The 24,681-nt window shown below is 61.0% G+C and carries 27 protein-coding genes; 10 read left to right on the top strand and 17 right to left on the bottom strand.

From position 1 onward, the window contains the following. Position 1: 1 nt before the first annotated feature. From ACZ1HH_RS12915 to ACZ1HH_RS12900, 4 genes are read left to right on the top strand one after another with little or no spacing between them, the layout of a single operon-like run. On the top strand, positions 2–1,522 hold the full coding sequence (locus ACZ1HH_RS12915; protein ID WP_472636825.1) for a tripartite tricarboxylate transporter permease: 1,521 nt from the start codon (positions 2–4) through the stop codon (positions 1,520–1,522). Then, a complete protein-coding gene (locus tag ACZ1HH_RS12910) occupies positions 1,512–2,699 on the top strand; it encodes a CaiB/BaiF CoA transferase family protein (protein ID WP_011540043.1) in 1,188 nt (395 codons plus the stop codon). The genes ACZ1HH_RS12915 and ACZ1HH_RS12910 overlap by 11 nt, the downstream gene beginning before the upstream one ends. Then, positions 2,696–3,463, top strand: coding sequence for a citryl-CoA lyase (locus tag ACZ1HH_RS12905; RefSeq protein ID WP_011540042.1), 768 nt, complete (start codon positions 2,696–2,698; stop codon positions 3,461–3,463). The genes ACZ1HH_RS12910 and ACZ1HH_RS12905 overlap by 4 nt, the downstream gene beginning before the upstream one ends. Next, on the top strand, positions 3,450–4,478 hold the full coding sequence (locus ACZ1HH_RS12900; protein ID WP_011540041.1) for an AbrB family transcriptional regulator: 1,029 nt from the start codon (positions 3,450–3,452) through the stop codon (positions 4,476–4,478). Before ACZ1HH_RS12905 ends, ACZ1HH_RS12900 begins: the two co-directional genes overlap by 14 nt. 42 nt (positions 4,479–4,520) lie before the next feature. Here the strand turns inward: ACZ1HH_RS12900 and ACZ1HH_RS12895 are convergent, their stop codons facing one another. Further along, positions 4,521–4,649, bottom strand: coding sequence for an entericidin (locus tag ACZ1HH_RS12895; RefSeq protein ID WP_044026926.1), 129 nt, complete (start codon positions 4,647–4,649; stop codon positions 4,521–4,523). Positions 4,650–4,661: 12 nt separating this feature from the next. After that, a complete protein-coding gene (locus tag ACZ1HH_RS12890; protein WP_472636824.1) occupies positions 4,662–5,150 on the bottom strand; it encodes a hypothetical protein in 489 nt (162 codons plus the stop codon). 213 nt (positions 5,151–5,363) lie between these two features. On the opposite strand from ACZ1HH_RS12890, the gene ACZ1HH_RS12885 reads away from it, so the two are divergent. After that, the gene (locus tag ACZ1HH_RS12885) at positions 5,364–5,951 is read left to right on the top strand and encodes an exopolysaccharide biosynthesis protein (RefSeq protein WP_472636823.1); all 588 of its coding nucleotides are present in this window, start codon (positions 5,364–5,366) and stop codon (positions 5,949–5,951) included. Between the two features lie 124 nt (positions 5,952–6,075). Here ACZ1HH_RS12885 and ACZ1HH_RS12880 read toward each other — a convergent pair whose 3' ends face one another. Genes ACZ1HH_RS12880 through ACZ1HH_RS12870 form a run of 3 tightly spaced genes read right to left on the bottom strand, consistent with a single transcriptional unit; the run spans position 6,076 to position 8,678 of the window. Next, on the bottom strand, positions 6,076–7,917 hold the full coding sequence (locus ACZ1HH_RS12880; RefSeq protein WP_487320447.1) for a sensor histidine kinase: 1,842 nt from the start codon (positions 7,915–7,917) through the stop codon (positions 6,076–6,078). A 5-nt stretch (positions 7,918–7,922) separates the two neighbouring features. Continuing rightward, the gene (locus tag ACZ1HH_RS12875) at positions 7,923–8,480 is read right to left on the bottom strand and encodes an RNA polymerase sigma factor (RefSeq protein WP_011540037.1); all 558 of its coding nucleotides are present in this window, start codon (positions 8,478–8,480) and stop codon (positions 7,923–7,925) included. Continuing rightward, positions 8,481–8,678 carry a NepR family anti-sigma factor gene (locus tag ACZ1HH_RS12870; protein ID WP_416369225.1) on the bottom strand — a complete coding sequence of 66 codons (198 nt, stop codon included), beginning with the start codon at positions 8,676–8,678 and terminating at the stop codon, positions 8,481–8,483. A gap of 112 nt (positions 8,679–8,790) precedes the next feature. Between ACZ1HH_RS12870 and ACZ1HH_RS12865 the strand changes: the two genes are divergently transcribed. Further along, entirely contained in the window at positions 8,791–9,612 is an 822-nt protein-coding gene (locus ACZ1HH_RS12865; RefSeq protein ID WP_011540036.1) for a response regulator, read from the top strand. 155 nt (positions 9,613–9,767) lie between these two features. On the opposite strand, the gene ACZ1HH_RS12860 is transcribed toward ACZ1HH_RS12865, so the two are convergent. From ACZ1HH_RS12860 to ACZ1HH_RS12830, 7 genes are all read right to left on the bottom strand, one after another. After that, complete coding sequence (locus ACZ1HH_RS12860) at positions 9,768–10,265, bottom strand: Dps family protein (protein ID WP_011540035.1); 498 nt, start codon at positions 10,263–10,265, stop codon at positions 9,768–9,770. A 54-nt stretch (positions 10,266–10,319) separates the two neighbouring features. Continuing rightward, positions 10,320–10,481 (bottom strand): DUF1328 domain-containing protein, encoded by a 162-nt coding sequence (locus ACZ1HH_RS12855; RefSeq protein ID WP_044026923.1) that lies wholly within the window; start codon positions 10,479–10,481, stop codon positions 10,320–10,322. A gap of 229 nt (positions 10,482–10,710) precedes the next feature. Further along, entirely contained in the window at positions 10,711–11,199 is a 489-nt protein-coding gene (locus ACZ1HH_RS12850; protein WP_472636820.1) for a GAF domain-containing protein, read from the bottom strand. A 3-nt stretch (positions 11,200–11,202) separates the two neighbouring features. Then, complete coding sequence (locus ACZ1HH_RS12845) at positions 11,203–11,952, bottom strand: ABC transporter ATP-binding protein (RefSeq protein ID WP_011540032.1); 750 nt, start codon at positions 11,950–11,952, stop codon at positions 11,203–11,205. Next, entirely contained in the window at positions 11,949–12,788 is an 840-nt protein-coding gene (locus tag ACZ1HH_RS12840; RefSeq protein WP_472636819.1) for an ABC transporter ATP-binding protein, read from the bottom strand. The genes ACZ1HH_RS12845 and ACZ1HH_RS12840 overlap by 4 nt, the downstream gene beginning before the upstream one ends. Further along, positions 12,785–13,690 (bottom strand): nickel transporter permease, encoded by a 906-nt coding sequence (gene nikC, locus ACZ1HH_RS12835; RefSeq protein ID WP_011540030.1) that lies wholly within the window; start codon positions 13,688–13,690, stop codon positions 12,785–12,787. The genes ACZ1HH_RS12840 and nikC overlap by 4 nt, the downstream gene beginning before the upstream one ends. A gap of 9 nt (positions 13,691–13,699) precedes the next feature. Continuing rightward, positions 13,700–14,743, bottom strand: a complete 1,044-nt coding sequence (locus ACZ1HH_RS12830) for an ABC transporter permease (RefSeq protein ID WP_416369220.1) — start codon at positions 14,741–14,743, stop codon at positions 13,700–13,702. Between the two features lie 246 nt (positions 14,744–14,989). On the opposite strand from ACZ1HH_RS12830, the gene ACZ1HH_RS12825 reads away from it, so the two are divergent. The 3 genes from ACZ1HH_RS12825 (at position 14,990) to ACZ1HH_RS12815 (ending at position 18,423) form a co-directional block, all read left to right on the top strand. After that, complete coding sequence (locus ACZ1HH_RS12825) at positions 14,990–15,604, top strand: helix-turn-helix domain-containing protein (protein WP_416369219.1); 615 nt, start codon at positions 14,990–14,992, stop codon at positions 15,602–15,604. A 45-nt stretch (positions 15,605–15,649) separates the two neighbouring features. Then, positions 15,650–17,239 carry an ABC transporter substrate-binding protein gene (locus ACZ1HH_RS12820; protein ID WP_416369218.1) on the top strand — a complete coding sequence of 530 codons (1,590 nt, stop codon included), beginning with the start codon at positions 15,650–15,652 and terminating at the stop codon, positions 17,237–17,239. An 80-nt stretch (positions 17,240–17,319) separates the two neighbouring features. Beyond that, entirely contained in the window at positions 17,320–18,423 is a 1,104-nt protein-coding gene (locus ACZ1HH_RS12815) for a M24 family metallopeptidase (protein ID WP_011540026.1), read from the top strand. Positions 18,424–18,475: 52 nt separating this feature from the next. On the opposite strand, the gene ACZ1HH_RS12810 is transcribed toward ACZ1HH_RS12815, so the two are convergent. From ACZ1HH_RS12810 to ACZ1HH_RS12800, 3 genes are read right to left on the bottom strand one after another with little or no spacing between them, the layout of a single operon-like run. Further along, positions 18,476–19,231, bottom strand: a complete 756-nt coding sequence (locus tag ACZ1HH_RS12810) for a maleate cis-trans isomerase family protein (RefSeq protein WP_472636818.1) — start codon at positions 19,229–19,231, stop codon at positions 18,476–18,478. After that, a complete protein-coding gene (locus ACZ1HH_RS12805; protein WP_472636817.1) occupies positions 19,231–20,394 on the bottom strand; it encodes a M24 family metallopeptidase in 1,164 nt (387 codons plus the stop codon). The genes ACZ1HH_RS12810 and ACZ1HH_RS12805 overlap by 1 nt, the downstream gene beginning before the upstream one ends. Beyond that, complete coding sequence (locus tag ACZ1HH_RS12800) at positions 20,387–21,445, bottom strand: pyridoxal-phosphate dependent enzyme (protein WP_472636816.1); 1,059 nt, start codon at positions 21,443–21,445, stop codon at positions 20,387–20,389. Before ACZ1HH_RS12800 ends, ACZ1HH_RS12805 begins: the two co-directional genes overlap by 8 nt. Positions 21,446–21,620: 175 nt before the next feature. Between ACZ1HH_RS12800 and ACZ1HH_RS12795 the strand changes: the two genes are divergently transcribed. Continuing rightward, entirely contained in the window at positions 21,621–22,088 is a 468-nt protein-coding gene (locus ACZ1HH_RS12795; protein ID WP_011540022.1) for an Lrp/AsnC family transcriptional regulator, read from the top strand. Positions 22,089–22,175: 87 nt separating this feature from the next. Here ACZ1HH_RS12795 and ACZ1HH_RS12790 read toward each other — a convergent pair whose 3' ends face one another. Then, positions 22,176–23,759: a permease family protein gene (locus ACZ1HH_RS12790; RefSeq protein ID WP_472636815.1), complete on the bottom strand. Its 1,584-nt coding sequence runs from the start codon at positions 23,757–23,759 to the stop codon at positions 22,176–22,178. A gap of 68 nt (positions 23,760–23,827) precedes the next feature. Next, positions 23,828–24,679 (bottom strand): xanthine dehydrogenase accessory protein XdhC, encoded by an 852-nt coding sequence (gene xdhC, locus ACZ1HH_RS12785; RefSeq protein WP_472636814.1) that lies wholly within the window; start codon positions 24,677–24,679, stop codon positions 23,828–23,830. Between the last annotated feature and the right edge of the window lie 2 nt (positions 24,680–24,681).

Genomic DNA, 24,681 nt, shown 5'->3' with positions numbered 1-24,681 from the left:
GATGCTCGAAGGTTTGATGATCGGCCTCTCTACGGCCTTCTCTCTCACAAACATCCTGATGGTGATCGGCGGTTGTCTGATCGGGACATTCATCGGGATGCTGCCGGGGCTTGGCCCCATGTCCATCATTGCAATCATGATCCCCGTTGCGATCACGCTGGGCGATCCTTCTGCCGCGCTGATCTTGTTGGCCGGGGTCTATTATGGTGCGATCTTTGGGGGCTCGACCTCGTCGATCCTGCTCAATGCGCCGGGGGTGGCGGGCACCGTGGCCTCCAGTTTCGATGGCTATCCGATGGCGCGCGCAGGCATGGCCGGCAAGGCGCTGACCATTGCGGCGATCTCGTCCTTCATGGGGGGCACCATCGGTGCGATTCTGTTGATGGTCTTTGCGCCGATGCTGTCGACGGTCGCACTCCTGTTCCACTCGGCCGAGTATTTCGCGCTGATGGTCGTGGGTCTTTCCGCGATTGCGGCCTTTGCAGGCACCGGCAATGTGGCCAAGGCCCTGATGATGACGCTTCTGGGGCTGATGATGGCCACGGTGGGCGAGGGCGCCTTGTTCAATATGCCGCGCTTCACCATGGGGCTGATGGATCTGCAATCTGGCTTCAGCTTCATCACGCTGGCGATGGCAATGTTTGCCCTGCCTGAAGCAATCTTTCTGGTGATGAACCCCAAACGCGCTGCTCAAGGGGGCGAGAACGGGGGCAAGATCACAGGCTTGCGGATCTCCGGCCAGGAGGCGCGCAAGATCGCGCCCGTGATCGGACGCCAGTCCATCCAGGGCTTCTTTATCGGGGTGCTCCCGGGCGCAGGCGCGACGATTGCGTCCTTCCTCGGGTATGCGGTGGAGCGCAACATTGCCACTGAATCCGAGCAAAAGGAGTTCGGCAAAGGCTCCATCAAGGGGCTTGCCGCGCCAGAGACCGCAAACAATGCGGCCTGTACCGGTTCGTTTGTACCGCTCCTGACGCTGGGTATTCCGGGGTCGGGCACCACGGCGATCCTGTTGGGGGCGCTCATCGCACTCAATGTGACGCCGGGGCCGCGGCTGATGGTGGACAGCCCGCATATCTTCTGGGCGGTTATCATCTCGATGTATATCGGCAACCTCGTGCTCCTGGTCCTGAACCTGCCGCTCATCCCCTATATCGCCAAAGTCCTGTCGATCCCGCGCAACTATCTCATTCCGTTCATTCTGTTCTTCACCCTTATGGGATCCTACATCGGGCAGAACAACGCGACAGAGCTGTTAATCCTCGTGGGCTTCGGGATCTGCGCGACAGTGCTGCGGTTTGCGGATTATCCGCTGGCGCCTCTGCTCATCGGCTTCATTCTGGGGCGGATGCTGGAGGATAATTTTGCCCGCTCGATGCAGATCTATGACGGGGTGTCCTTCATTCTGGACCGTCCGATGACGCTGGGTCTGCTGGTGCTCGCCATCCTGTTGGTGATCGTGCCGAGCTATCGGGCCCGCCGTGCCCGCGCCCGTGCTGCCGGGGTGGCTGATGGGGATTAAACCGCTCTCGGGTGTTCGGGTCCTCGACCTGACCAATGTGCTAGCAGGGCCGTATTGCTGTTATCAGCTGGCCCTGCTGGGGGCAGAAGTCATCAAGGTCGAGCGCCCCGGCACCGGCGATCTTGCTCGCCAACTGGGTGCCGACCCGGAGCGGAATAAATCCCTGATGGGGGTCAGTTTTCTGGCGCAGAACGCGCAGAAGAAATCCGTGACCCTCGACATGAAACATGAAACTGGCAAGGCGCTTCTCAAGCGCCTTGTCCGCAGCTCTGATGTCCTGGTCGAAAATTTTCGCCCGGGAGTCATGGACCGGCTGGGGCTCGGTTATGAGGTCCTCAAGGCGGAAAATCCAAACCTCATCTACTGCGCCATCAGCGGCTTTGGCCAAGATGGCCCGTGGAAGAACAACCCCGCCTATGACCAGATCGTGCAGGGCATCAGCGGCGTGATGTCGATCACCGGCGATGGCGAAAGCGCACCATTGCGTGTGGGGTATCCGCTTGCCGATACTGTGGGCGGCATGACGGCCGCGTTTGCAATCTCGGCAGCGCTCAACGATCCGGAGCGCGGCGCGTTTCTGGATATCTCCATGACCGAGGCGGTGATCTCCACCATGGGATGGGTGGTCTCCAACCACCTGATCGCGGGGCAGACGCCGGGCGCGCATGGCAATGAGAACACAACTTCTGCGCCCTCGGGCACCTTTGCCTGTGCGGATGGTCCGATCAATGTAGCCGCAAACCGGGATGAGCAATGGCAATCCATGGCGCGCCATCTCGGACGCGCGGATCTGCTCGACCACCCGGATTATGCAACCCGTGAGGATCGTAAACGCAACCGGCACATGCTGCGCGCGGAACTCGAATGCGTGCTGCGGACCCGGCCTGCCGCCAACTGGGTGGCCGAACTCAACGCGCTGGGCGTGCCCTCGGGGCCGGTGCTGACGGTGCCGCAAATTCTCGAAGAGCCTCAGATCAAGGATCGTGGCCTGATTGCTGAGGTCGAGACCGAAGGCGCGCCGCTGTCGCTTGCGGGCGCGCCCGTGCGGTTTGGCACCCATCGCCCGGTCCCGGATCAGGCGCCACCCGTGCTTGGTGCCGACAATACCAGCATCTGGCAGGACCTCGGCCTCAGCGCAGAAGAGATCGAAACCTTGCGACAGGAGCGCGTGATATGAGCGATGTGAGTGATTGGTGGCGCACGTCGATCATCGACATGGAACCGGGCCGTATCGAGCTTCGGGGTCACCCAATTCAGGATCTCATTGGCAACGTCAGCTTTGCCGAGATGATCTGGCTAATGGTGCGTGGGGACCGACCCACGGCGCCGCAGTCGCGTTTGTTCGAGGCCGCCTTGGTCTCGGCCGTGGATCATGGCCCGCAAGCCCCCTCGATTGCCGCGGCGCGGATGGCCGTGACCTGCGGCTTGCCCCTGAACAATGCGATGGCGACGGCGGTGAATATGCTTGGCGACGTGCACGGCGGGGCCGGGCAGCAGGCGGTGGAGCTGTATCACCACGTTGACGCCCACGGCGGGGATCTGGCAACGGCGCTTGATGATTGGCGCGCAGAGCACGGCAAGATCATCCCAGGCTTTGGTCATCGGTTTCACAAACCGACCGACCCCCGTGCGCCGCGCCTGATGGCGCTGGTGTCCGAAATCGCCGAAACGGGGGCTGTCTCGGGACGGTTTCTGCGCATTGCCGAAGCCATCGAGGCGCATATCTCGGCAGAAAAAGGAACTGCCCTGCCAATGAACATCGATGGGGCAACGGCTGTGATCTACGCGGAGCTTGGCTTTGCCCCGCCTCTGGCGCGGGGGCTGTTTTGCCTGTCGCGTTCGGTGGGCATTCTGTCCCACGCATGGGAGCAGCAGCAACAGGGCGGGCGCAACAAGGGACCGACCCCGCCCAAATACAGATGGACGTATGACCCTAACTGACGTGTTTGGCCTTGTGGGCGCGCTTGGCGTTGCCGTGCTTGGCACATTGATTTTTGAAGCGATTGGATTTCCCTCGGCCCCCCTGACCGGTTCAGCGGCAGCGGTGTCTCTGGCTGCACTGTTTGGTTTGCCGATCCGGATGCCCGTGTGGCTCAGGACCACGGCCTTTGTGCTCTTGGGGATCAATATCGGCAGCAGCGTGACGCGTGAAATGCTGGCCTCGGCGCTGGCATGGCCCGTGACCATCGCGATCCTTGCAGTGAGCCTCTTTGTGTCTTTGCAGATCAGCCGCATCGGTCTTGAGCGCTGGATGCGGTTCAGTCCGCGTGATGCGGCTCTGGCGGCTGCGCCGGGGCATCTGAGCTATGTGCTGGCGCTGTCGCTCAGTGACGGAGGGCAGACCTCTCGGATTGCGGTGGTCCAGAGCATCCGGGTGCTGTTTCTCACCCTTTGTGTGCCGGTGCTGGTCTCGTTGGTGTTTGGCGCAACGGGTGTGGAGCTCATGCCCGAATATGTGCTCTCAAACTGGCATCTGGCGGCTTTGGTGGGGGTCACTTTGGTGGTGGGCGCAGTGTTTGATCGATTGAACATTCCCGCCGCCTATTTGCTGGCGGGCATCTTTTGCAGCGCCGCCGGACATATCTTTGCGGTGACACCGGGGCGACCTCCGGAAGCTGCAACCATTCTGGCGTTTCTGGTGATGGGGACGCTGATTGGCTCGCGCTTTGTGGGACAGAGGCTTGCAGATTTGAAGGTCGATTTTGCCGCGGGGCTTTGGGTGACGGGCATCAATGTCACGGTCACGCTGATCGCGATTGGTGTGGCCATGCAGGTCATGGGCCTGTCTCCGGCCCTGCTGATCGTGGCGTTTGCCCCCGGCGGGGTAGAGGCCATGGCCGCCATCGCGGTCACCCTCGGGCTTGATCCAGCCTTTGTGGCCGCCCATCACGTAATGCGGCTGATGATCCTGACCGTTCTGATGCCGCTGGCATTGCGCCGCGCGAAGGCGGGGTAAAAAATCCCCGGCGCAGCGGGCGCCGGGGATTGTGCAAAGAGGTTATTGAGCCTCCTGCGCCTCTTGTTCGATTTCAGCCCCGAGGGTGGACACATCGCGGCCCAGACCCTCCGCTGTTTCGCAGGCTGCCAACCCCAGGATGGCAAGCAAAGACAGGTATCGCATACGCATGATGTCCCTCCGTTATTTCAGTTTCTCGGCCACATGGGCGGCAAAAGCGTCAACCATCGCGGTGTAGAAGACCTCGCTGCCCACATTGAGCGCGCTCACATCAGTGCCTTGGGGATAGTGGACGTGCGCCTGCTCGGCGCGCACCGTCAAGCTGTAACGCTGATCGTACTGGCTGCCCGGCAGATCCACAGAGACGTCCCCCTCAAGAACTGAGTTGGCAAGGCCCATTTCGGTCTCAAGGCTGGAGGCCAGCGCCAGCGTGTCGATCTCAATGTGGATATCGGCGGCGTCTTCAGCACCCTCATAAGCGATCTGATCCACCAATTGCGCAGCCAACGCTGTCTCCAGGTCAGTCTCGAGCGCGCCCCAGACCGACACGGCGTCCCGGTTTTCAAGTGCGCTTACATCGGCGGTGACATCAATGTCCTGCACCATCGTTGATGCGCCTGCGGCGGTTGCCATGGTTGCGACAAGGGCAGTGGTTCGGATCAGATGTTTCATCTTTTCACTCCTTCTTCCGGTGGTCGTATCCCCGAGGGATCTGCCGCAAGAACACGCAGCAGCGATGAAATGTTCCTGATTTTTATAGAAAATTTCGCAGCAATGTTGTTCCGCCTCCGTTTGGGCCGCTGAAATAGCCGCGAGGCAGGAGGGAACTTTTTTGCTGTCGCCACGTTTTATCTCCGAGCCCGAAGTTACGAGAAAACGGATGCGATGACCCAGACCAGCCACCCAGTCGAAGACGTCCTGGACCAGACCGACGCCCTCTTGCGCGAGGGGGCGGACGGGTTGCGGGTGTCGGACCTCATGGATGAGTTGGGGGTCAAATCAATTGCTGCGGTGCTCTTGGCTCCGTCGCTCGCATTGGTCTCGCCGCTCAGTGGCATTCCGCTGTTTTCCTCCGCGTGCGGCGTCACGATTGCGCTGATCTCGGTGCAGATGCTGATGGGGCGCAACCACTTGTGGATGCCCGAGGTACTGTCGAAGCGGTCGTTGCCAGCGGACAAGACACAATATGCCATTCGCATGCTGCGCGCATTTGCAGCATGGCTCGATCATCGGTTCAAGCGCCGGTTGACGTTCTTGCTGACGCCGCCGTTCTTGCGGGTGATACAGGGCCTCTGCCTGCTCTGCGGTCTGATTATGCCCTTTCTCGAAATCGTGCCGTTTACCTCGTCGATTTTGGGGGGCGTGGTCGCTCTGCTGGCTTTGTCAATGTTGACCGGGGACGGGCTGATCGCGCTGGTGACGGTCGCGGGACTGGGGCTGGCACTTGGCGGGGCCGCCCTACACCTGCTCTGACGGGTGCGGCGCACCCGCAGCCCAGATCAGAGTTCACACGCGCCAAGGCTCCCGCGCCAGCCGGGGCAGGACCGACCTTTGCAAATCAGCGATGATTGCGCGCGACGAAGGTGCGAGACAGCTGTCAGTCCTCGTCCTCAATGCCGGTCTTGCCCGTATCTTCGGAGTCAAACGGCAGGGTGTCGAAGGTCACGCTGATGGCGTAGCTGTCTTCACCCTCGGTGATCTCGGGGCTGCATTCGAGCTGGCGTGCAAAGCCTCGGATCAATTGGCTGCCAAGCCCCGTGCCCTCATCTTCGAAATCGGTCTCATCATTGGTGGAATTGGAGATCATCAGGCAGACCCGTCCGTCCTCGATCGTCTTCAGAGACACGCGGACCCATCGATTTCCGGCCTTGTCGACGCCGAGATATTTCAACGCATTGGTTGCAGCCTCCACCGTCAAAAGCGCAAGAGGAACCGCCTGATCCGGATAGAGCACCACAGGGTCCAAGGTGATGTCGATCTTGGGCACTGGTGCGGTGGTAGGTGCCAGCTCCGTCAGCGGGCGCACCACATCGCGCAGAAGATCGTTGGCTTGGACCTGACCGAGTTCCGATGCCTGATAGAGCGTCTGATGCACCGTCGCCATGCTTGTCACTCGCTGGTTCACGGTCTTGAGCGCCGCCGCTGTCACCTGATTGCGCGTGCGGCGCATCTGCATCGAGATGATGGAGGAGATCAGCTGAAGATTGTTTTTGACCCGGTGGTGCAACTCCTTCAGCAGCACATCCTTGTCGTGCATCGCGTCAAACAGGTGCGCTTCATCATGAAGCAGTTTTTCGGCCACATAGGTAAACTGGTTCTGGATCACTTCCAATTCATGCGGCATCAACCCGTTGGTCTGCACATCGGGCAGTACACGGGAACTTGCAAATTGGCGCATCTGCAATCCGATCACGCGCAGGTGCCGCACAACCTGATGATCCAGCGCCACATAGATCAGCACCAGGCTGACGAGCCACATCAGGATGGGAAAGAGCGCAGGTGTCAAAAAAAGATAGCGCAGCGCGCTGGTCTCTTGCGCCAGGCTGATCCCTTCAGGATCCCAGCTGCCGATCACATAAAAGGTATCGCTGAGGATTGGAACAATCGAGAACAGCCTGACCTCGCCCGCTGCGTTTTTGGCTTCGATCTGGCCGTCATGTATCGAGATCAGCTCTGAAAGGGTCAGATCAATCGGGAGCCGCTCTAGGGCTGTTTCGCGCGCACCGGATGCGCTCAGGATCTCTCCCTCTGCGCTGACGGTGACAAGATCCAGAGGGCGATCCCCAAGCTTGGTCTGGAACTGTTGGTCGATGCGATCATGTGGAACATGAATGATCTGGTTGCCGAGAAATACGCCCGTGCTGGCAAAAACGGGTTCGGATATGATCAGCACCGCAGAGCCAGCCACGGGCCCATAAGAATTCACCCGTATTTCGCGCTTTGGACGGCGCATCCAATCTGGGAAATCGGGGTTTTCGGAGTAGTCGATTGTCCCGCCGCTTGACGCGCAGGCCATAACCCCGTCCTGGGGCAGGAACCCTGCAAAGCTGTAGCGCGCATCGGTGGTGGAGATGAAGCGCCGCATCAAAGAGCTGCATCGCGACAGGTCATGTGCGATTTCGGGCACCGAAAGCGCCAGGGTTTCTGCCGATGCGAAGGCGGATTTAATGATCTCGCGCTCTTCTTGTGCAAATTCCGCAGTGAGCGCCTGAAGGCTGAGGTTGTTGGAGGAGTTGACCTCTTTTTGTAGCCGGACGGTTTGATCAACCGCGATCAGACCCAGTGGCACCATGGCAATCGAAAGCATGACCGCAAGTCGCAGGGACAGGCTGCGAGTCCAGCCTGCTGCGCGGTTCTGCGCGGTCGGATCTTCAGAGAGCGAGGTTTCGTGCGTGCGGGCGTCCCCGCCCTTCAAGAGGGCGAGAGACGGGAAGTTCATTCGGTTCACGCGGCAGTCCCATTGTTGGCTGCAACAACCGCGTGGGTGGCAGCATCGGTCAGTTCCAACTGCTCATTCGCATCCAACTGCATCTTGGCTGCAAGCGCCTCACGGCCCCGGTTGAGACGGCTTTTGACGGTGCCCACCTTGACGCCACAGACCTCGGCGGCCTCTTCGTAGGAATATTGCAGCACCCCGATCAGGGTCAGGATTTCGCGCTGTTCCACGGGCAATTCACCCAAGGCACGCCGGAACTCTTCCAGTTGCAGACGTCCGTCATGAGCGGGTTTGACCGAAAGGCTCTCGGTAATGCTGCCGGTGGAATCCTCCACCTCTCTTACTGCCTTGCGGCGGCCCGAGTAAAAGGTGTTGCGCAGGATGGTGAAGAGCCAGGCGCGCATGTTGGTGCCTTCCTGAAACTTGTCGAGGTTGCTCCACGCTTTGAGAACCGTGTCCTGTACAAGATCATCCGCCGCCGCATCATTGCGGGTCAGGCTCATGGCGAAGGCGCGCAGCACCTTCATATGGCTGGTCAATTCAGCCTTGGCGCTCTGTCTGTCCATTTAATCGGCCTCCTCGCCAGAAGACGCGGACGCATCTGGGGCGCCCTGCGACCCCTCTGCGACCGGGATCTTGTCCAATTGGTCAAGTAGGTCCATCAGATGCGGTGGCAAATCCGCATTCGCATCTTCGTCGAAAACCCGCTTGAGGTTCTCGTCGATCAGCGTGTCCCACGGCTGCTGTGAAAATTTGTTGGCCATTCGTCTCTCCCGCAACACCTATGACTCTCGCGCGCAAAAAAATGCATTTCCATGGAACAAACGCGCGAGACATGCGTTTGTTCCGAGAAATATTGGTGACAGGAGAAAAAAATTGTCGACCTCTACCACAGGCCAGGCTCTGACACTGTCGGACGTGATTACTCCGCATCTGCCTTATCTGCGCCGCTATGCGCGCGCGCTCACCGGGGCACAGCAATCCGGTGATGCCTATGCGGCCTCGACTCTCGAAGCGATCCTTGCCGATCCGTCTTGTTTTGATGCGCAGAGCGCAGGCGGCAAGGTGGCATTGTTCAAAGTGTTTCACACTCTCTGGAGCAGCTCTGGTCAGCCGGTGCTGGAGGCCGATGAAGGCCCCCGTGCGCGGGCGCTGCAGCATCTGTCCTCGCTGACGGCAAACACCCGAGAGGCACTCTTGCTCAATACTGTCGAAGCCTTCTCTGTTGGCGAAGTTGCTCTCATCATGGATCTGTCTGAGAGCGAGGCTGCAGGATTGATCCAGCTGGCCCGCGACGAGATGCAGCAATCCGTGAGCGGCAAGATCATGATCATCGAAGACGAGGCCATCATCGCCATGGACCTCGAAGGCATCTGTTCCATGATGGGCCACGAGGTCACTGGGATTGCGCGCACGCGCAAGGCTGCGGTGAAACTGGGGCTCGAGGAAAAGCCCGACCTGATCCTTGCCGATATTCAGCTTGCCGACAATTCAAGCGGCATCGACGCGGTGGCGGATCTTCTGGAGGAGCTGGGCGACGTTCCGGTGATCTTTATCACCGCCTTCCCGGAGCGTCTGCTGACCGGTGAACGTCACGAGCCCGCCTTTATGATCGCAAAGCCTTATGTGCCCGACCAGGTGATCTCTGCGATCAGTCAGGCGATGTTCTTTGCCTCGACCGATACACTCACCAGTTAAGGGAAAGCGCGCAACAAGCCCCGGACAAGGATTGGTCCGGGGCTTTTTCTATGGAACTGACCGCCATATGCGGCGCTTTCAGAATCCACATTTCAAAATAGCCGCGCCCCACACACCAGAGGGCGTGTGGGGCGCGGATTTGGATCACTGCTGGCTTACGAGGCAGACAAAGCCCGCAGCATCCAAGCTGCTTTTTCGTGAAACGCTGCGCGTTCCGTTGCAAGGTCACCGGTCACCATATCCTTTCGCTCTTCGGCAAGTTCGACGAGCGCATGCAGGCGGTGCGCCAGTTTCATATGGTCTTGTTCCAGATCCTTACACATCTCGCCTGCGCTGGGCATCTGACCGAGGTCGTCGACAATGCTGTCGGACAAAACACCGTTGATCTTGCCCGGTGTGAGATGGCCGAGGGCGCGGATGCGCTCTGCCAGCTCGTCGGCGGCGGCGAACATGTTCTGGTACTGCTCCTCGGTGAGGTTGTGCAGTGAGAAGAACAGTGGCCCCTCCACATTCCAGTGGTAGATATGAGACTTGAGCGTGAGGCGGTAGGTGTCCGCCAGAACGTCACTCAGGCCTTCAGCGATCGCTTTGGTGTCACGCACGCCAGTTTCGACGGGGGCCAACTGCGGTTTAACATTCAATGCGTTTGACATGGTATCTCCTTTCCAAAGGGAGGTTGTGTGGTGTGGTGGCTGTGACTGTGGCTGTTAGCCACGCACCGCGCGCAATATCAGCGCGACGACAAACATCACGAGGAAAATGAAAAACAGGATCTGCGCGATCCCAGCCGAGGCGCTGGCGATGCCGCCAAAGCCAAAGACGGCTGCAATCAGCGCGATCACGAGAAATGCCAGTGCCCAACTAAGCATCGGGTGTCTCCTTTGCCGTGTTTCAGTGCCCACCCTCTGTGGGCTTCGGGGAGACAACGGCGGGAGACGGGTTTTGTTCCCCGGAATTTCAGGCCCGCACCAGGAACGGCATGCTCCCTGTGTGAAAATATAAGGTTCTTCAGGGCCTTAATTCAAGGACTGCGGGCAAGGAAGACTGTCACAATAGAAGCGTATCCCGGCACCTTGTCCGGGATACGCGGGTGTCTTTTCAGGCGGCGAGCGCAAGCACGGCCATTGCTGGAAGGGTCAGGACCTCTTGTGCCAGTGCGACGCGCTCGGGGGTGTAATAGCCCTCTTCGTGCAGGATGTTGATCGTGGCCACCATCTTGCCGCCAAGGATCACCGGCAGGTTTATGACCGACCCGCAGCCGAGCTTGCCGATCAGCTCCGCATCGGGAAAGACGGTGTCTATGTCGGCCAATGTGTTGGACACAAAGGTCTCGTGACGGCCATGAACCTGCTCGAACCAGCGGTTCATCTCGATTTCTTTGGTCCCGGTCGTCGGATAGTTCTCCGCGTCATCTGTATAGACCCGCCGTGCGAGCATGGCGTCCATATCGGCGGTCATTACCGTAAACAGCTTTGCGTCCACGGTGGCCTTGGTCAGCGCACAAAGCGCATCATAGGCCTGATCTTGGGTGGTGGCGTCCGACAGCGCTTTTTCAAAATTCAGGCGCGCTGTGTGAGTGTCCGTCATGTCTTAGTCCTTGCGGTCTGGATTGCCGCCAGATGCGGCGTAAAGGGATTGCGTATAGGGGTCGGTGAAACTGCCATCGTGGAGCGCGGTTGCGGGCGCGATCTCGACGATGCGGCCCTTGTTCATCACCGCCATGCGGTCGCACATGAAGCTCACGACAGGCAGGTTGTGGGTGACCATCAGATAGGTCAGCCCCTGCTCGCGGCGCAGTTTTTTCAAAAGGTTCAGGATTTCCGCCTGTACCGAGACATCCAGCGCTGATGTGGGCTCATCAAGGAGCATTACCTTGGGTTCCAGCATCAGGGCGCGCGCAATGGCGACCCGCTGGCGTTGCCCGCCCGAAAGCTGATGAGGGTAGCGAAAGCGGAACCGCTGGTCGAGGCCCACGGCGGCGAGCATCTCGATCACGCGGGTATCACGATTGCCCAGCCCATGGATCTTGAGTGGCTCGCTCAGCACCGTGTCCACGGATTTGCGCGGATGTAGTGACCCGTAAGGGTCTTGAAACACCATCTGACAGCGGGTGGCAAAACCTTGATCCACAGCGCGACCGCGGGGCTGTCCCAGCACCGAAATCTCGCCACTCCAGTCGGGCGCGAGGCCTGCGATGGCCTTCAGGATCGTGGACTTGCCAGAGCCGCTTTCACCGACCAGAGCAAAGCTTTCACCCTCGGCGACCTCGATATTCACGCCCTCAACCACCTTGGTGTGGCCATAGGAGATATCGAGGTTTTTCAAAATGATCGCGCTCATGTGCCGCTCCATGCGCTGCGGTCGAGGACGGGGAGTTCCTCGCGCGTTTCTTCCATCCGAGGCACCGCCGCCAGCAGGCCTTGGGTATAGGGATGCGTCGCTTTGTGCAGGTCCTCTGCAGCGTAGCTTTCGACCACTTCGCCCGCGTGCATCACGAGGATGCGGTCGCAATAGCGCGCCACCAGATTGAGGTCATGCGAGATCAGGATCAGCCCCATGCCCTTGTCGCGCACCAGCTCGTCGATGAGGTCCAGAACCTGCGCCTGCACCGAGACATCCAGCGCCGAGGTCGGCTCATCCGCGATCAGCAGATCCGGGCGCGGGATCAGCATCATGGCGATCATGATGCGCTGGCCCATACCGCCCGAGACCTCATGCGGGTAGAGGTTCACCACCCGTTCGGGATCGTTGATGCGCACGGAATGCAGCATCTCCAGCACCCGAGATTTGACCTCGCTGCGGGCCAGGCTTTCGTGGGTCTTGAGCGCCTCGGCGATCTGTGCGCCGATGGTCATCACCGGATTGAGCGAGAATTTCGGGTCCTGCATGATCATCGAGATCCGCGCGCCACGCAGGTCTCGCATCTTGCCTTCCGATAGCTTTTGCAGGTCGATGCCGTCAAAGATCATGCGATCAGCCTGCTGGCGTCCCGGCTTTCGCACCAAGCGCAGGATCGCGCGGCCGGTCATGGATTTGCCCGACCCGCTTTCGCCGACGATGCCGAGCCGTTCGCGGCCCAAGGTGAAGGACAGGCCTTTGACCACCTCGACGCGCCCTTGCGGCGTGGGGAAGCTCACGCGCAGGTTTTCCAGTTCCAAAAGTGGCATATCGCTCATGATTTGCCTCCCTGTTTGGGGTCCAGCACATCGCGCAGACCATCGCCCAGGAAGCAGAAGCCCAGAGAGACGATAATGATGGCAAAGCCGGGCATGGTGGCGACCCACCACTGATCGAGGATGAAGGCCCGACCGCGCGAGATCATCGCGCCCCATTCGGGTAGCGGCGGCTGTGCGCCAAGCCCCAGAAAGCCCAAACCGGCTGCGGTCAGGATGATCCCCGCCATATCCAGCGTCACCCGCACGATCATCGACGAGGTACAGAGCGGCAGCACATGGCGGGTGATGATCCGCGTGTGCGACGCCCCCAGCAAACGCATGGCCGAGATGAATTCCGAGTTGCGGAAGGTCAGTGTCTCGGCGCGCGCGATTCGGGCATAGGCGGGCCAGGATGTGATGGCGATGGCGATAATCGCATTCTCAATCCCCGGCCCAAGTGCTGCGACAAAGGCAAGCGCGAGGATCAGCTTTGGCATCGACAGGAACACATCCGTCACGCCCATGATGATCTTGTCCGTCCAGCCGCCGAAATAGCCGGACACCGCTCCGATGAGCAGCCCAAGCGGGGCCGAGATTACTGCCACCAGTGCCACGATCAGCAAGGTGATGCGTGCGCCATAGATGACGCGGCTAAAAATGTCGCGGCCCAGCTCATCGGTGCCCATCCAATGCTCTGCCGAAGGCGGCAGCAGGCGCTGACCGAGGTTTTGGCCCAGCGGACTATGCGGTGCGATCCACGGCGCAAAGATGGCCGCCAGGATCAGCACCAGCAGAATCACGGCGCCCACCACGGCAAGAGGATTGCGCATCAGCATCCGTGTCACACGGTAGCTGTGACCCAAGGAGGCCTGCAGGCGGGAGCTGGGGGAGTCGTCGAGCAGCCAGTTTGTCATCGTTGTCATGGCACCCTCCTATCGGCTGCGCGGGTCGAGAATGCGGTAGAGCACATCCGACAGCTTGTTGATGAGAATGAAGACCGACCCGATCACCAAGGTTGCGCCAAGGACGGCATTCATATCGGCGTTGAGCAGTGCCACGGTCAGATAGTTGCCGATGCCTGGCCAGCTAAAGACCGTCTCGATCATCACCGAGCCTTCGAGCAAGGCGGCATAAGAGAGGCCGATCACGGTGATCAGCGGCACCCGGATCGGACGGAAGCCGTGGGTCCAGATCACTCGCCATTCCGACACGCCTTTGACACGGGCGGTGGTGATGTACTCTTGGCCGAGCTGATCCAGCATGAAGCTGCGGGTCATGCGCGCGATATAGGCCAGCGAGAAGAACCCAAGGATGGTGGCAGGCAGGATCAGGTGGTCAAGCGCGCTCCAGAACACCTCCCAGTCGCCCACGATCAGGGAATCAACCAGCAACAGGCCCGTGCGCGGTTCCACCAGCCCCTCGTAGAAAATATCGACACGCCCCGGACCGCCGACCCATCCAAGGCCAGCGTAGAATACGACCAGCCCCACAAGACCAAGCCAAAAGGCCGGCACCGAATAGCCCAGGAGCGCAAAGACGCGGATCAGTTGGTCCACCCATGTGCCTTGTCGCGCCGCAGCCCAGACACCCAACGGCACGCCCATGCCGACGCCGATGATGATCCCAAGCGTTGCCATTTCCAGCGTTGCCGGGAAGACTCGCGCCAGATCCTCTGCGACGGGTCGGTTGGTGGACACCGAATGGCCGAGATCACCCTGAAACACATCGCCCACATAGGTGATGAACTGTACCACCAGTGGCTGATCCAGCCCCATGGCGATGCGGGCGGCGTCGTATTGTTCTTGCGTGGCGCGATCTCCGACCACGGCCAGAACCGGGTCAATCGGGATCACGCGGCCAATGAAGAATGTGATCGCCATCAATCCGACAAAGGTCAGGAAGGTGACGATGACAAAGCCGCCAAATGCGCTGGCGGTTTTCTTCAGCCTGGCGTGTGAAGGCGCGGCTGTGCTCAAGGGTCTGGTCCCCTTTTTCCTTTCAAATCCCCGGCGCGCCGGAGATCTGGCATCATGAAAACTCTGCGTCAGAGCGGCGTCGGACGCGGTGGTTGGTGTCTCAGGCATAAAACAATTTTCGAAATGTGCAAAAAAATTTTTGCCTGACAAAAATTTTTTTTGTAGCCTACACGAAGAACATCCAGCCGGGTGACCCGAATTGATGCCAGTGGCGCAGCGGGTCCGCCCCTTATGTGAAGAGTGACCATGCAGCGTGAGAAGCCATCAACAGAGCCCAATGTCGGTCCAGCGATCCGCAAGCGTCGCAAGCAGCTGAAGCTGACCTTGCAGGCGCTCTCGGATCGGTCCGGTGTTTCGGTCGGCTATCTGAGTCAGGTGGAGCGCGACAATGCGACCCCCTCGCTTGGGACATTGGCGCAGATTTCTGCGGCGCTGGATGTGGGGTTGGATTACTTCATCTCGGCCTCCAAACCCTCGGATGGGCTGACACGGTCCGGTAGCCGCCCGCTCTTTGCTCTGGATGATTCCTCGCTGCGCTACGAGGCACTGGGCGCGGATTTTCCGGGGTCCGAGATGTCCGCTTACATCCTGCACATTCCGCCCGGTTATGTGTCTGAAACGGTACATCACGAAGGGGAGGAGATCATCTTTGTCCTCGAGGGTGAAATCCAGCAGACCCTTGGCGGGCAGACCTTTTCCATGATGCCGGGCGACAGTCTGCATTACAGCGGCGACACCCCCCATGCCTGGAGCAATCCGACCGATCAGAACGCCCGAATCCTCTGGACCGGGACGCTGACCGTACTCAACCGCAAAGGCGCCATCGAGCTTCCGGAGCTGTCCCACAAGCAGAGCACGTAAGCCGCGACAGCCCAATTGACGTTTTTTCCAACAAGGAGACCTCTTGTGAAACACCTGAAGACAACTCTACTCGCCAGCGCCTTGATGCTGCCGCTTGCAGCCCCTGCCGTACTGGCTGATACGCCCGAAGGCGTGCTCGTGGTTGCACAGAACATCGACGATATCGTCGCCATCGACCCGGCGCAGGCCTATGAGTTCACCTCCGGCGAGCTCGTGACCAACCTCTATGACCGCCTGGTACAGTACGATGCCGAAGACACCACCGTTCTGGCCGCAGGTCTGGCCTCGGAATGGGTCACCGATGCGGATGCCAAGACCATCACTTTCACCCTGCGCGATGGGGCGACCTTTGCCTCTGGCAATCCCGTGACCGCAGAAGACGTGGTCTATTCCTTCTCCCGCGTGGTGAAGCTGAACCTGACCCCGGCCTTCATCCTGACCCAACTGGGCTGGACGGCAGATAACATCGGCGAAATGGTCACGGGCGAGGGCAACACCGTCACCGTGAAATACGCCGGCGACTTCTCTCCGGCGTTTGTGCTGAACGTCTTGGCTGCGCGCCCTGCCTCCATCGTCGACAGCAAGCTGGTGCAGGAAAACGAAGTTGACGGCGACATGGGCAATGCCTGGCTCAACGCCAATGCCGCCGGTTCTGGCCCCTTCACGCTGCAACGCTATGCGGCGGGTCAGATGGTGCGCATGCAGGCCAATCCGACCTATTTCAACGGCGCGCCCAAGATCGACAGCGTGATCATCCGCCATGTGGCCGAAAGCGCGACCCAGCAGCTTTTGCTGGAGCAGGGCGACGTGGATCTGGCCCGCAACATGACACCCGATCAGGTGGCTTCCCTTGAAAGCGGCGAGATCAAGGTCGAGACATACCCGCAGGCGGCTGTGCATTTCCTGTCGTTCAACCAGAAGACCGAAAGCCTGACGCCCCCCGCCGTTTGGGAAGCCGCGCGCTATCTGGTGGACTACAAGGGCATGACCGAGACCATCATCAAAGGTCAGATGGAAGTCCACCAGGCGTTCTGGCCCAAGGGCTTCCCCGGTTCCTATGACGAAACGCCGTTCTCTTATAACCCGGAAAAAGCCAAGAGCATTCTGTCCGAGGCCGGGATCGAGACCCCGATCACCGTGTCGCTCGACGTGATCAACGCCGCGCCCTTTACCGACATGGCGCAATCGTTGCAGGCGAGCTTTGCCGATGCGGGCATCAACTTTGAGATCCTGCCCGGCACCGGCAGCCAGGTCATCACCAAGTACCGCGAGCGCAGCCATGAGGCGATGCTGCTGTACTGGGGCCCGGACTTCATGGACCCGCACTCCAACGCCAAGGCCTTCGCCTATAACTCCAACAACGCAGACGACTCCTATGCCGCCACAACCACATGGCGCAATGCATGGGCCGTGCCGGATGCGCTCAACGAGAAAACCATGGCGGCTCTGACCGAGAGCGACGCCGAGGCCCGTCTCAACATGTATCGCGAGCTGCAAAAAGAAGTGCAGGCCGAGTCGCCGATCGTGATCATGTTCCAGGCCGCCTATCAGGTTGCCATGAACGAGGCCGTTTCTGGCTATGTGAACGGCGCCACCTCGGATTTTGTCTTCTACCGTCTGGTTGAAAAACAGTAATCTCCCCGACTGTGGGCCGCTGCATCCGTGGCGGCCCGCTTTTTCTCTCTTCCTCTCCCCACTCTTTTCCGGAGGCCTCGATGACCGAATTTCCGCTGACCGCCGCCCGCCTCGCCGCTCTGCGCACCCGTATGGAACTCACAGGCACCGATCTTGTTGCGCTTGGCCCGTCGAGCCACATGGTTTGGCTGTCCGGCGTGCATCCTCATGGTGACGAGCGCCCGGTGATGCTCTTGGTGAGCCAGTCCTACGCGGGCTTTCTGATGCCCGCCCTCAATGCCGCGGCTGCCCGCAAGGACACGGACCTGCCGTTCCATCCCTGGCGCGACGATGAAGGCCCGGATGCAGCCCTCGCCGAACTGCTGAAGGCCTGCGGCGCGACGCGCCCGAACCTCTCCGTCGTGCTTGATGAAACCATGCGCACCGATTTTTCCCTGCGCTTGCTGGACGCGCTCGAAGCGCCGCGCCGTCGGTTTGCGGATGACACCGTGAGCCTGCTGCGCGCATCGAAGGACGACAGCGAATATCACGCGATCAAGGCCGCGCATCTGACCAACGACAAAGCGGTCAAAGCCGCCTTTGCCGCGCTCAAGGAAGGCGTAACGGAACGCGAGATCGTCGAGTTGATCAAATCCGAATATACTGCCGCCGGCGCGACGCTGGAGTTTTGTTCAGTCTGTTTTGGGGCCTCCGGCGCCTTTCCGCATCACACACCGGGTGACACACCGTTGGCCCGGAACTCTGCGGTGCTGATTGACACCGGCTGCCGTCTCGATGGCTACCCCTCGGATATGACCCGCTCGGGCTACTTCGGCACCCCCGAAGAAGAATATGAAGAGGTGTTTCAGACCGTCGAGAAAGCGGTTCAGGCCGCACTCGCGGTGGCCAAGCCCGGCGTCGTGGCCAGCGAAATCGACAAGGCGGCGCGCGACGTGATCGCGGCGGCAGGCTACGGCGATCGCTTTTTGCATCGCACCGGTCATGGTCTTGGCATCGACATCCATGAGCCGCCCTATATCGCTGCGAACTCCGATGTGGTCCTGCGCGAAGGCAATGTGTTCTCGATCGAGCCGGGCATCTACCTTGAGGGCAAATTCGGCGTCCGCCTCGAGGAGATCGTGATCCTGCGCGAAGACGGCGCGGAGATCTTCTCCGAGATGCCGCGCGACATGGTGCGCGTCTAAACACGCCCTCTCCGGGCCCTCTCCGGGGGACGCATCAGAAAGGCGGCGTGGCTCAGGGCTGCGCCGCCTTTTTGCCAAGCTGCCCCGGGACTTCAAGATCATCAAGCTCAAGACCCGCCAACGCTGCCATGTGCCAAGCCAGGACCTGATTGGAGCTGAGAACCGGCAGGCCAAGTTGCTGTTCGAGCAGCGGGATCACATCAAGCGTGCGCAGGTTGGTGCAGGAGAGAAACACTGCATCTAGCGTGTTGCGCTCGGCGAGCGCATGGGCCGCAGCGCAAATGGACCGGGGTGCGATCCGGGCGACGCGTGCCTCCACTTCCTCGCCAAACCCGAGCATATCAGGCACCGATAGGCCCGCGTCAACAAATGCTGCACGGATCGGCGCGGCCACGGCGTCGATATAGGGCGAGACGATCCCGGCACGCGAGACCCCCAGCGCGTTCAAAGCGGCTATAGCAGCGCTCAGCGGATTGCTGACCGCCTTGGTGGTGGCGCCTGTCTGGATCAACTCTGCGACACGCTCGACGCCGATCTGGCCGGTTCCCGACGTGCAGCCGTAGGCGATGACCTCAAAGCGCGCCGCGGGCGGTAGCAGGCGGGCAGCCGCCGGCAGATCGTCTTCCATCCCGGCGATGGTCTCAGGAGTGAGCTCTGCCCCCGATGGCACCCGGCTCACATGCAGCCGCGCAGCCCGGCGCGGGAACATTCCCCGAAAATCCTCTTCGATGGTTTCATCGACCTGCAAGGCAATGAGCCCCAGTCGCGGGCGCGGATCCTCTGCGATCTCGTAGGGAAAAGGCGTCATCACAGCAGCTCCGGCAATTCTGCGGGTGCGCGCGGGGACAAGAGCTCCGCGCCGCTGTCGCGTAGGACGATGTTCTCCTCATGTACGAGAATCCGATCCGCGCCAGTGATCGCACCGGGTTCCAGCGTCAGCACCATACCTGCGCGCAGCGGGGTGGTGTCCTTGGGAGTGAACGAAGGCCATTCCGTCAAAGTGAGTCCCAGGCCATGCCCAAGCCGCCCGCCTCCGGGCGTGGCCCCTTTGGCACGCAACGCATCACATAGGATGTGATGTACATCCCGCGCGAGCATCCCCGGCCGTAGGGCTTCAAGGCAGGTTTGGGTCGCGCACCACAGCGCCTCATGGGTGCGTTTTGCCAGATCAGAGGCCGGGCCAATGGCATAGTTGCGGTCAAAATCACAGAAATACCCCTCGCGCACCGCACCCGTGTCGAGCATCAGGATGTCGCCGCGTACCAGTGGCTCTGATGGTGCCGGAGAGATCACATCTCCATATCCCTCGAGCCCTGCGCCACCCGCGAGATAACTGACCCAATCCGCGCCCTCCTCCAGCAATAGAGCCTGAAATTCGCGAAACAGCTGATCAAGCGGGCGGCCTGCGCCGGCAATCTCGGGCACCCGATCAAAGGCGCGCCCCGCGATGGCGCAGCTGCTGCGGATCTTGGCGATCTCGGCCTCGGATTTCACCTCGCGCACCCGTTGGAGGATCTCGGTTCCGTCAACCACCCGGCGCGGGGCAAGCGCGCTGCGGACGGCATGGTAATCCAAAAGTGCCATGCGCAAATGTGTCTCTAACCCCATAGGTAGAGCCACATGTCCGTGATCTGGCACCAGAGACGTCAGCGTGTCGATCAACAAGGTTCGGCCGTCGTCTTCCGGGTCCGGCGCATCCCAAGTTCGGATCTGTTCGATCCATGTGCGCTGCATCAGGGGCGCGCCGATCGAGGGGATGACCGCAACCGGGTCACCCAAGACAGGCACGATGACGAACCATGGTCGCGCAGGGCTCTCCCAGAACCGGGTCAAAAAGCCAGTCACGTAGAACACATCCGCGGCCGTGGTCAACAAGAGCGCATCTACGCCCTCTGTAGTCATCTGCTCCTGAAGGCGCGCAACGCGACCTCGATATTCAGCCGCGGGAAAGATCAAGGAGGTCTCAGGCATCGCCTGTTCCTTCTTCCGGGCCTTCGCTGAGGATCGCAAATACGCGCGCGTTTTGCGGTAGCGCCAGACCGGCGATCAAGGCTGCGATGCCCGCCCCTCCAGAGGGCGTGGTTGCCAAGCCTTCTGCCTCGAGCGTGGCCACGGCGGCTGCGGCCTCAGCTTCGGTGAGGGTCACAAACAGGTCGGCGTCCCGTGCGAGCCCCTGAAGCGCAATCATCGACGGCGTTTTGCAATCAAGCCGTCCCATTGCAGAGGCCGGACCTTTGGTCTCGACCACTGCGCCAGCTTTGATGCTCTCGACAAGTGCAGGGGCGGCTTCGGGTTCGACCACGATGATCTGTGGCGCATCGCCCCAGACCCGGCGCGCATGGGCGGCAACAGCGGCGGCCAGCCCACCGACCCCGGCCTGCAGCAGAATATGTGTGGGTGGTTCAGGTATCTGCTGCGCAACCTCCGCAGCCATTTGCAGATAGCCTTCCATGACCCGATAGGGGAGTTCGGTATAGCCCGGCCAGGAGCTGTCCGAGAGCAATGTCCAGCCGTTTTCCTCTGCCGCCGTTTCTGCCGCGACCATGCTGGCCTCGTAGTCCGCGCCCGCGCGCACCACCTCGGCCCCCTTGGCACGCAGCCGCGCCGCAAAACCTTCTGGCACGGTTTCGGAAAGGTAGATCACCGCCTGCGCGCCAAAGAGTGCGGCACCCGCAGCAACCGACAGACCGTGATTGCCAGCGCTAGCGGTCACAAAAGTTCGTCCCTTGAGCGCCGTTGTCCAGCTGTCGCCCTCGACCACCTCTTGTGCTGCGCGGGCAATGGCATGTGCAGCGCCCAGCGCTTTGAAACTGCCAAGCCCCATGCGGTTGCGCTCATCCTTCAGGTGGATCTTGGCAACGCCACAGAGGGCGGCCAGCGTCGGCACGGACAAAAGCGGTGTCTCCTGATGCGCGGGACAGCGTTGCAACAGCCGTGTCACAGCCCCGGCATCCTCGCAGGGAAACGGTGCGTCGAGGGAGAGACCCTGACCTCGGTGGGGGTTGGACACGGTGACGGGCATGATGCGGGCTCCTGTTCTTTGCCTGCCAACCTAACGCGCTCGGCACGGCGTATCCCGGATTTCTCCGTGGCAATTGGGCCGAATTTCGGCCCATCTGTGCCTGGATGCGTCCGAAAACCGCCCCAGTGCCTGCTGATGGGTGTTGCATGGGCCGAAATTCCGCCATGCTTCGGTTATGGACAGATTCGATGCCCTGATACTCGAGGCGATTCAAACCGACGCCCGCATCACCGCCGAGGCGCTCTCGAAACAGGTGGGACTCTCGCCCGACGCCTGCCGCAAACGTCTCGCTCGTCTGCGCGCGTCTGATGTGGTGGAGAGCGAGATCACCGTGCTTGCGCCCGAGCAGGTGGGGCGTGGCTTGTTGCTGATCGTGGAGGTCACACTGCAAAACGAGCGGATGGAGGATCTCGACCGTTTCAAGGCGCAGATGCGGGCGGCGCCCGAAGTCATGCAATGCTACTATGTGACCGGGAATGCAGACTTTGTGCTGATCATCTCGGCGCGCGATATGGCCGACTATGATGACTTCACCCGCCGCCAGTTCTTTGCCGACGAAAACGTGCTGCGGTTTCGCACCAGCGCGGTGATGGATCGGGTGAAGACGGGGTTTTCCATGCCCGTGCTCGACCGGGCAGACTAGGCAGATCGGGCCGTGCTGGGCTGATCTGAGTTTCGAAAGCCCGCGCGCGGACAGTTTGTCAACGCGCGGGTCCTGTGGGTGTGCAGCCTATTCGGCGGCTTGCGGTGGCGTGTCCTCCAACACCACATTGGCGTTCACCAGATCATCACTCTTGTGAAACAGCGGATAGATAAAGAGGAACGCGGCAGCGATCAGATAGCCGCCTGACACGCTCGTCAGCTCTGGCCAATGCAGGCTCGCGCCATGAATGATCCCAAGCGCCGACATCGCCGCGGCCGCAAGCGCAAAGCCGCCCGCAGCGCGAAAGTTTCCATCTATCACATAGGCAACGATGGCCCCCCAGATCAGCCCGGTCAGGATGGCCCCTTGCGAAAGCGACAGATGACCGCTGAAATGCGCGCCCTGTTGTAGCAGCGCCGAGGTCAGCGCGGCGTCTCCCAACTGCGGCACGCCTGCGACGCCGACCGCTCCGAGCGCGCCAATCAGGGCCGCCCATTTCACCATCAAAAACGCCGAGACATGCGGCATCATCGCGATGGTCACTGCCGCCATATGCTCGGTCTTGACCGAATGGGCAGTGTTGGTGATCAGGCTCAGCGCCACAAACACCAGCACCGGTGCTGCCGCGGCCACCGGGATCAGGTTGTTGAGGAAGGCAAGCAGGCCAAAAAACGCCGCCAGCGGGATCACCGTGCCGACCCCGATGATATAGCCTGCATGCGCGCCCATGCGCTTGTAGGCCGGGTGGCCGATATAGGCCGTTGTGGGAAACGGCGAGCCAAAGACCGCACCGATCATGGTGCCGACGCCATCGGTGATCTGGCAGGTGGCCACCGGGTAGTGATCGCCCGCAGCCTCGGCGCTCTCGACGTTGTTCATGGTTTCGATGAAGTTGTAGATCTGCACTGGCACCAGCACCAGGAACAGCTCCGGATTGGCAAACAGGTACTGGATACCTGCAATCAGGTCGCCGACATAGGGCAGGGGCGGATAGAACCCGATGCCCTCAAGGCTGAGGGTCGAGGTGCCAAGCATCAGCGCCACCAAGGTACCGACGATGAGCGCCAGAAGGCCCGCAGGAATGTTGTAGGGCAGGCGAAATCGCCCCACGAGGCCCCAGAGAATGATGATCATCGAGGCAAAGCCGATGAACGGGTTCTCGAACACGGTCGCCAGCGGTACCGAGCCGATAAACACAAGCGCAATCCCGCAGAGCGTGCCGAGCATACCCGCACGCGGTGTCACACGTTTGAGCCACGGACCGACCACAGCGCCCAGCGCCGCCACGATCCCGCCCATGAATCCGGCCCCAATGCCAACCTGCCAGGCCAGCAGCGGATCATTGGTGGCCCAGTAGATCGGACCAATCACGCCAAAGAGATAGACAAACATCACCGGTGTGGAGATGCCATAGGGCAGGGCGGTGACATCGCGCCCGTGCGCCTGCGCGGCACGTTTGGCAAGCGCCACATAGGCGGCGATCCCGGTAAGGATCGCTACACCCGCACCGGGAACGATACGGCCATAGACGATCTCGGCGGGCATCTGAAAAACGAACTGACAGATACCCGCAAGCACCATCAGATTGACAAGGTTGTCGGTGAACAGCGCCCAGAACGCGCTGAAGTCGCTGCGGTGAAACAGCTTGTAGGTATAACTCCCATCCCTCATGGGGACCTCCCTTTGATGGCCGGCCTTGGGGGCGGTTCTCCTCCCTCCCCGAGTGGCGCGGCGGTCTACTACTGCGCTGCGATATGCAGGGCAGTCCCCCCGGTCTGGGGGTGGTCTGCGGCAGTTTCAGAGGTCAGTGCCGTGATCACTTCTGCCGCAACCTGTGCGGCAATCACGGCGGGCCGCTTGTCGCGGCTACCGCCTACCCCGATGGGGCAGATCAGATCTGCGACAGAGAGCCCGTCGCAGTGGTCTTGGGTCCAGCTGGCGAATTTCGCCCGCTTGGTGGCAGAGCCGATCATGCCGACATAGGCGGCATCGCCCCGTTGCAGGGCGGCAGAGGTAAGCAAGAAATCCAGCCCGTGGTCATGGGTCAGCACGATAAAAGCGCTGCCTTCGGGGGCGTTCATCACGTCGATCTCGGGGATCGCGCTCTGGCGGCGCTCGACCTGCGCGCTCGACTGGTCCAGCTCTTCCTGACGCTGGTCGATCAGCACTGTGCGCACCGGCAGATGCTGGAGCAGATCCGCTAGTGCGCGGCCCACATGGCCCGCGCCGAGGATATAGACAGCAGGCAGAGCGTTATCCTGCGCTTCAGCCGCGCGCAGGGCGGCATCCTTGTCGCTTGCACTCATCCGGGTGATCGCGATCTCCACACGTCCGCCACAGCATTGCCCGATCTCGGGGCCAAGGGGGACGTCCAGATGGTCCGAGAGGTTGCCTGCCGCGAGCAGCTTGCGCGCCTCCGCTATCGCGAGATGTTCGAGCTGCCCACCGCCGATGGTGCCAAAGAGCGCATCAGCACGCACATACATCTCGGTGCCCGTGTTGCGCGGAGAGGACCCGCGAACCCTCGTGAGCCGCAGGCTCGCAACCGGGCCCGGGGCGTCAAGAAATGCACGAAGCTGCTCTGCCTGCATGG

It is taken from the genome of Epibacterium sp. HA2-3, from assembly GCF_055693725.2.
Note: the sequence above shows the minus strand (reverse complement) of the source record. Positions and strands in the feature narration are given on the sequence as shown.